This is a genomic window from Bacteroidota bacterium, from assembly GCA_018698135.1.
GTDB lineage: Bacteria > Bacteroidota > Bacteroidia > CAILMK01 > JAAYUY01 > JABINZ01.
The window spans coordinates 1-7565 of record JABINZ010000229.1 but is presented as its reverse complement, the minus strand read 5'-3'; the positions used below and the strand labels follow the sequence as shown (position 1 = coordinate 7565).

Annotated in this window: 8 protein-coding genes; 6 read left to right on the top strand and 2 right to left on the bottom strand. The window is 34.0% G+C overall.

Annotation, left to right across the window (positions count from 1 at the left end; genetic code table 11):
* Positions 1-717, bottom strand: a 717-nt coding sequence (locus HOG71_14440) for a PhoH family protein (GenBank protein MBT5992047.1), incomplete at its 3' end; no start/stop codon positions are given.
* 109 nt (positions 718-826) lie between these two features.
* Here HOG71_14440 and HOG71_14435 point away from each other — a divergent pair.
* The 3 genes from HOG71_14435 to HOG71_14425 all read left to right on the top strand — a co-directional run bounded on the left by HOG71_14435 (position 827) and on the right by HOG71_14425 (position 4744).
* Positions 827-1609, top strand: a complete 783-nt coding sequence (locus tag HOG71_14435) for an SAM-dependent chlorinase/fluorinase (protein ID MBT5992046.1) — start codon at positions 827-829, stop codon at positions 1607-1609.
* 197 nt (positions 1610-1806) lie between these two features.
* The gene (locus HOG71_14430) at positions 1807-2628 is read left to right on the top strand and encodes a hypothetical protein (protein ID MBT5992045.1); all 822 of its coding nucleotides are present in this window, start codon (positions 1807-1809) and stop codon (positions 2626-2628) included.
* Positions 2629-2659: 31 nt separating this feature from the next.
* Positions 2660-4744 carry a helix-hairpin-helix domain-containing protein gene (locus HOG71_14425; protein ID MBT5992044.1) on the top strand — a complete coding sequence of 695 codons (2085 nt, stop codon included), beginning with the start codon at positions 2660-2662 and terminating at the stop codon, positions 4742-4744.
* Here the strand turns inward: HOG71_14425 and HOG71_14420 are convergent, their stop codons facing one another.
* A complete protein-coding gene (locus tag HOG71_14420) occupies positions 4745-5137 on the bottom strand; it encodes a hypothetical protein (GenBank protein ID MBT5992043.1) in 393 nt (130 codons plus the stop codon).
* Between the two features lie 126 nt (positions 5138-5263).
* On the opposite strand from HOG71_14420, the gene HOG71_14415 reads away from it, so the two are divergent.
* The 3 genes from HOG71_14415 to HOG71_14405 form a co-directional block, all read left to right on the top strand.
* A complete protein-coding gene (locus HOG71_14415; protein MBT5992042.1) occupies positions 5264-6433 on the top strand; it encodes an adenylate kinase in 1170 nt (389 codons plus the stop codon).
* Between the two features lie 133 nt (positions 6434-6566).
* Entirely contained in the window at positions 6567-7088 is a 522-nt protein-coding gene (locus HOG71_14410; GenBank protein MBT5992041.1) for a hypothetical protein, read from the top strand.
* A 64-nt stretch (positions 7089-7152) separates the two neighbouring features.
* A partial coding sequence (locus tag HOG71_14405) for a DUF3822 family protein (GenBank protein ID MBT5992040.1) occupies positions 7153-7565 on the top strand: 413 nt, incomplete at its 3' end.

Here is a 7565-nt window from a genome sequence, read left to right as displayed (position 1 = left end):
CAAATCAGAACAGTTTTGGGCTTCATCTAGTATCACAAAAGCACCATCAAGCGTTCTACCTCGCATAAATGCCAAAGGAGCCAGTTCAATAATCTTTCGATCAAGATAAAACTGCAGCTTTTCAGCCGGGATCATATCATCCAAAGCATCATATAACGGACGTAAATAAGGATCGATCTTTTCCCGCATATCTCCGGGCAAAAAACCAAGGCTTTCACCAGCTTCTACGGCTGGTCTTGTCAAAATAATTCGCCTGACCTCCTTACTTTTTAGTGCTTTAACTGCCAAAGCCACCGAAGTATATGTTTTTCCGGTTCCTGCTGGCCCAATTGCAAAAACAATTTCACTTTCTCTAACTGCTTTAATTAATTTATACTGTGTGGCAGTTCGGGCTCTAATTTTTTTATTATTTCGTCCATACAAAATCAGATTGTCATCCTCATTTTCAACATCAATCAGCTCAACACTTCCACCCAAAACTTCACGAATATGCTCCTCTGATAATTCAGTATGCTTTTCAGCAAAGTCAACTAATTGTTCAATTTTGTCCTCTATTTCTTTTGCTAATTCAAGTTCGGCAGTTACCTTTATTTCGTCTCCACGATTCACAATGGTCGCTAATGGAAAGGCATCTTCAATTATTTTGAATTTTTGATTATTGACACCAAAAAAATCAACCGGATTTTGTAATCCTACTTTTATTGTTATTTCTTTCAAATTCTGCTTTTTAGAATGATCAAAAATAAAATTAATTGCTGGCAATACCATTTTTATCAATCATTTATTTGGATTTTTGCATTGCATCAGGGATTATCTTGATACTATTATGGCCTTAATTACACTAACAACAGATCTTGGATATAGGGATTACTATGTCCCCATAGTCAAAGGATATATACACAGCAATATATCTCCTGTATCGTTAGTTGATATTACACATCTCATCAAACCATTCAATATTGCAGAAGCAGCTTATATTCTTAAAAATTGCTATAAAAATTTCCCAGATAACAGCATTCATTTAATTAATATTGAATCGAATATTGAAACCAATGATGATTATATCGTTGTATCCTATCATAAACAGTTTTTTATTGCAAAAGATAATGGTGTAATTTCTCTGGTAACAGATGGAAATGCTGATAAAATCGTTAAGCTTGAATTACCAAAACCTGAAGAAAAAATATTTCCTCTCCACTTCGTGCTTGCAAAGGCTGCCTGCAAATTGGTTAAGGATTATAAATTGAAAAATCTGGGAACCATAATTCCTGAAATGTATACCATCAGTGCAGTAAAACCACTACTCGAACAGAATATGATACGAGGAATGATTCTTTATGTAGATAATTATGGTAATGCAATAACCAATATCAATCGTTCCCATTTTGAACGCTATGGAAACGAAAGGAAAGCTATCATTTTTTTTAGCAGAAAAGAACAGGTCGACAATATCTCTTCACATTATTCTGATGTAGCAGAAGGAGATGCGCTTTGTTTATTTGGTTCTTCGGGTTTACTTGAAATAGCTATTAATAAAGGCAATGCAAGCAGACTTATTGGCTTGAATGAAAAGAGCCGCGTGTTAGTTGAATTTCAGGATATTGAATAAATGAACACTAGCATTGTTCATATGTGAATTATATATTGGGAAACACCTGCTATTTAGCGTAATCTTTTGAAACTAGTCAATTGCATTTACATGTGTTGAAGTAATCAAGCATTTCAATTGCATATCCTCAATGCATAGAAATTTATTAAATTTGAAAAACATACATATTCTCAAAGGCATTAGAACCTTCATGAAAAATGAAAAAATTCCTCTTTGTAGTATTAATTATTTTGTTCTACCAATCACTCTTTGCTCAATATGATAATTATTCAGCAGGAGCAAAAAGCAAAGCATTATCAGATGCTTCATTAACGTTTTCCAATCTTTGGGCTGTGTTTAACAACCAGGCTGCCATGGCCTTTTCGGATAATAAAGCTATTGGCGTTTTTGCTGAAAATAAGTTTGGATTGAAGGAATTAAACACAGGAGCTCTGGCATTTACATATCCTCTCGAAAAAGCAGGAGTTTTAGGATTAAGTATTTATTCGTTCAATCAATCGGTGCTGTTTTCCAGACAGAAATTTGGATTGGCCTATGCCTTAAAGCTGGGAAACAACTTCTCATCTGGTATGCAATTGAATTTAATACGAAGTTTCACAGCTGAGTATGGTAGCGCATTTAGTTTTTGTGGTGAGATAGGACTATATTTTAAAATGAATGAAAAAACTTCTTTGGGTGTGCATGTATTTAATCCAACATCATCTCGCTACAACAAATCAAATAACGAGCGAATTCCTACGCTAATGCGTATTGGCTTAGCCTATCAGATTAGTGAGAATTCAATTTTACTTGCTGAACTAGAAAATAGTTCCATAAACAGTTTCAATTTTAAAGGAGGATTAGTCTATCAAATTAGTGAAAGATTGAGCATGCAGGCAAGCGTAAAATCATATCCATTTGCAAGTGCCTTTGGTTTAGAAATATCTACAAAAAAAATCAATATCAATTTGGCTTTACAATTTCATCAAGTACTCGATATAAGTCCCGGTATTTCATTGGATCATTATTTTGAGAAGTAAGTATTTAATGCGTTGTTAAATAATCAGGTAATTGAACAGAATATCCCCTTATAAAAAACATTTCACAAAAGCATTAGTCTTTATAGTGATTTGCTTCTTATATCACCCCTCTTTTGCACAAACCAATCCCTACGAACACATTGAGAAAATCATTGAAAAGATAATTGAAAACAATGAAAATGAAATTGATTATTCAGAAATTGAGGATCAATTAATATCCATTATTGAGTCTCCCTTAAATCTGAACACAGTAGAGGTTGAACAATTGAATGAATTATTTTTTCTTAGCCAACAACAAATTCAAAGCATAATTGAATACAGAAAAAGCTATCATGGTTTCAAAAGTATATATGAACTTAAGGCGCTGGCTGATTTGGATAAAGAAACATTGGTGCTTCTCATTCCTTTTGTTTATGTTGGAGAATCAAAATATGCAGCCCGAAAATTTAAATTTTCAGACTTAAAATATAGCCGTAAAGAACTCATCTTGAAAACTGAATCAGTTTTGGAAGACCAACTTGGCTATTTGGACGAAGCAGTTCAAGATTCAGGAAAGTCATATTATCAAGGGAATTCATTCAAGTATTATACTCGCTATAATCAGTCCAATAGCTCAAAATATAGTTTGGGTATTACCATGGAGAAAGATGCAGGTGAAGAATTTTTCTCAGGAACACAAAAGCAGGGTTTCGATTTTTACTCAGCCCATTTATTTTTAAAAGATATAGGACCATTCTCGGCTATGGCCATCGGAGATTATTCTATCAATTTCGGTCAAGGATTAGCTTTCTATACGGGTTTTGGTTTTGGTAAAAGCCCGCTGGTAACTGATATTTATAAATCTTCAAAACGTCTTAATCCTTTCAAATCTGTAAACGAAAATAGCTTTTTAAGAGGTTTTGCCATACAAAGTCAATTAGGAAAATTCGAGCTCACAGCATTTTACTCCAATAAACGAATTGATGGAACAGTTCTGGAAAACGACACACTAACAAATGACGATCATATATTGACCTCATTTTACAACAGTGGATATCATCGAACAGATGCTGAACTTGAGAAGAAAAACAGCAATAGAGAGCAATTGCTAGGCTCTCATTTACTCGTTAACTTTGACAAATTAAAGCTTGGATTATCAGCAATCACGGGAAAATACAGTCACGAATTCGAACAAAAGCACATACCCTATCAATATTATGATTTTTCAGGATCTGATTTTTACAAGCTCAGTTTTGATTATGCTTTTGCATATAAATCCCTTTTTCTTTTTGGAGAAAGTGCCTTCGATGGAAATGCATTTGCCCATTTAACAGGAGCTCTGCTAAGTCTTGGGTCAGAAATTAATGCTGGAATCTTATACCGACATTATCCTCCAGCTTACAACACATTATATGCTAATGCATTTCGGGAATCAGGTGATGTGAATAATGAATCCGGATTATATTTTGCACTGAGTTTTTCGCCATTTTCAAATTGCAAGATCGACTTATACGTAGATCAGTTCAATTTCCCATGGATTGATTATCAACGAGATGTGCCCACCAAAGGCCATGAGTATTTAATGGACATGCATTATTCACCAAGCTATCGACTAAAACATAACCTTCGATTCAAATATCAAATTAAGGAAAAGAACTTAAGTGGAAATGAAGGGCAAATGAACACTGTAGTAGATGAAAGAAAACTGACAATGCGCTACGATTTCACCTACAATATTATGGGGCCTTTTGCCTTTAGAAGTCGGCTGGAATATTCCCAATTTGCTATGGAGAACACAAGCCGTGGAATATTGACTTTTCAGGATATAAGCTATGTGGCCTTAAATTATAAACTAAAATTAACTTTGAGATATGCCTTGTTTCATACAAATAACTATGATTCTCGCATTTATGTGTATGAAAACGATGTTCCGTCAACTTTTAGTATCTATTCTTTTTACGGACGTGGATCTCGATATTATGTGTTGTGTAAATATCAACTCAATTCAAAAAGCAGTGTATGGTTGAAAATTTCGCAAACAAAATATGTCGACAGGCAACAGATTGGAAGTGGATTAAATGAGATTACAGGAGATCACAAAACGGATGTCAGACTACTCCTAAAAGTAAAATTTTAACTACATGAAACGCCTCAAACTTAGCAGGAGGCTTTTTTCAATTTGCTCAAATTTACCATCAGCCAGAAACAGTTCTTTAATGTTCCTCAGAACTTTTTCTTTTTCCTCTTCATTAGGATAAAATCGGCTTTTCAGTGATAGTATAGTTTGAAGTCTTTCGTAGTCGTTGCAACTATTGAAACATTTTGAAGCTAATGCATATTTGTCGCGACCCACTTTATCAATTATCAATTTCTTCTCTCTGCTTGCTACATCAATATCAACATTAGCAGCATAAAGCATGGCAAAAGCTAAAAAATCTTCATATGTCCAACTTGCGGTATCAAAATCAGTCATTTCAGCAAAATTATCAGTGTTAGTATAAGGTCTTATTCTCTTGACAAATATATGCATTATTTGTATTTTCAATCAGATAATTTTTTCAACCAATTGCTAAAATTTCACTAATTATTTCAGTATTAGCCTACCTGAATTCCATTATATTTAGTAATTTTGTTATTTCCATCTAATCCATAATTTATGTTAAACATTGCATTATTCGGACCTCCAGGTGCTGGAAAAGGTACCCAATCTAAATTATTATTAGAAAAATATAATCTGGCTTATATTGCTACTGGAGATATTTTGCGAAAAGAAATTGCTGATGGTACCGAGCTCGGAAAAAAAGCAAAAGACATCATTGAAAAAGGGGGATTAGCTTCGGATGAGATTATCGTCCAAATCATTGAAAATAATATTAAATCAAACACACATCTAAACGGTTTTCTTTTTGATGGATTTCCCAGAACAATGGTTCAGGCCTATATTTTGGAAGGATTGCTTCTGAAGTTTAATGCTTCATTATCTTGCATGTTAAGTCTGGAAGTTCCTAAAGATCAATTGCTAAAACGTTTACTCGACCGTGCAAAAACGTCCAAAAGAAAAGATGATACACCTGATGTTATTAATTTCAGATTACAGGAATATGACAACAAAACAAGTCCTGTAGCTGATTTTTACAAAGAAAAAGAGGTGTACATTCCTATCAATGGGATAGGTGACGTTGATGAAGTTTTTGAACGCTTAAACACAGCGATTGATTCTGTTATTCAAGAATCGTGGTTAAATATTGTATTGTTTGGATATCCCGGAGCAGGAAAAGGAACTCAAGCTTTAGAAATTTCTAAGAAATACGATTTGGTTTATATTTCTACTGGTGAAATGCTACGCAATGAAGTGGCTAAGAAAACAGAAATTGGGAAAAAGGTTTTACCATTTATGGAAAAAGGATCCATTGTTCCTGATGAAATTGCCATCAAACTCATTGAGAATAAAATAAAGAATAATCCCAAAGCTCGAGGTTTTATATTTAAAGGCTACCCTCGCACTTTAGTACAAGCTTATATTTTAGATGGGATGTTACGGAAAATGAATTCTGGTGTTTCTTGTGTGGTTAGCCTCGAAGTATCAACGCTGGAGGCTATTAAACGTCTTTCGGCACGAGCCAAAACGAAGAATTCAAGGAAATACGACATGAACACCGATTTAATTGTTGATCGGCTTGAAGAGTTTGAAGAAGTTACACGACCCGTTGCCGATTATTATACCAAGCAAAATAAGTTTTTTAGTGTCAAAGCATATGGGAATGTTGATGAAATTTCCAAAAAGATGTTTGCTGAAATTGAAAAAGCAAGAAGAATTGTGCATTAGCAGATTTTATTTTTTGCTTTGAAACATAAGTTCTAAAGGACTTTACACAAATACTCAGCGGCTATATACTTTTTCTATTTCTTGATATTGATTAAGAGTAGTAATTATTATATTTGCTCAAAAAAGTAGACGTATGAAATTGTTCCTTAACCTTCTTTTTACTGCAGTTGCAATTGCACTAGCTATTTGGTTGTTTGTAATTATTCGTGAACCTATAAAGCTAAAAGCAGAGAATAAAATTAAGAAAGATGCTATTACAAAAAGGCTCGAAGATGTACGAACTGCCCAATTTGCCTATAAAGATTCCAAAGGAAAATATGCTAAAGACTGGGATACACTTATTTATGTGTGCAAATTCGATTCAATCCAAATTATTAAAACGATTGGAGATCCGGATGATACAACAAAAGTAACCCGCTATGACACCCTTTATGAAAGAATCGCTACACAATTCCCTGTGAATTTTGCCTTTGATTCATTGAGAATTATTCCCTATACAAGTGGAGCATTTTTCGAATTGGATGCAGGTGTAATTAACCAGAGAGGAGTTGATGTACACGTATTCCAGGTTTCAGACTCAAAACCATTTGATCCAGAACATCCGCTTATTTTAGGAGATATGACAGAAGTAAATACTTCTGGAAACTGGAAATAGAATGTATGAGGTTAATACAATAGAAGCCCCATCATTTCAGGAAAATAAAAATAAAGAATTATATATGTTCCTGCTACTTATGCAGGAACATCTTTTATTTTTAAGCTTTGATAAACGAGCTGGAAAATTTGTTCGTTTAAACCATTACACATTTCAAGAGCCAATAGTCAATATCAATCCTGACAAACTCAAAAGTGAAATAGAGGAATTAACAACAGATTCATCGAAAAAAATTCTGGCCATTAATAATTCCAAATGCAGCTTGGTACCATCAACATTCATGAAGCAAGATATTGCTCAGGATGTGCTGAAGCTCAATTTCAATATTTCCGCTGGTGAAGATTGTAAGTGGGATCAAATAACAAAAGCAGATTCCTATCTCGTTTATAGCAGAGGAAAAGAATACCAAAAAATAGCAGCCTTATTCCAGCCCGATATCAGTATCCATGCTAGCACTGCCCTTTTGAATGCTTTATT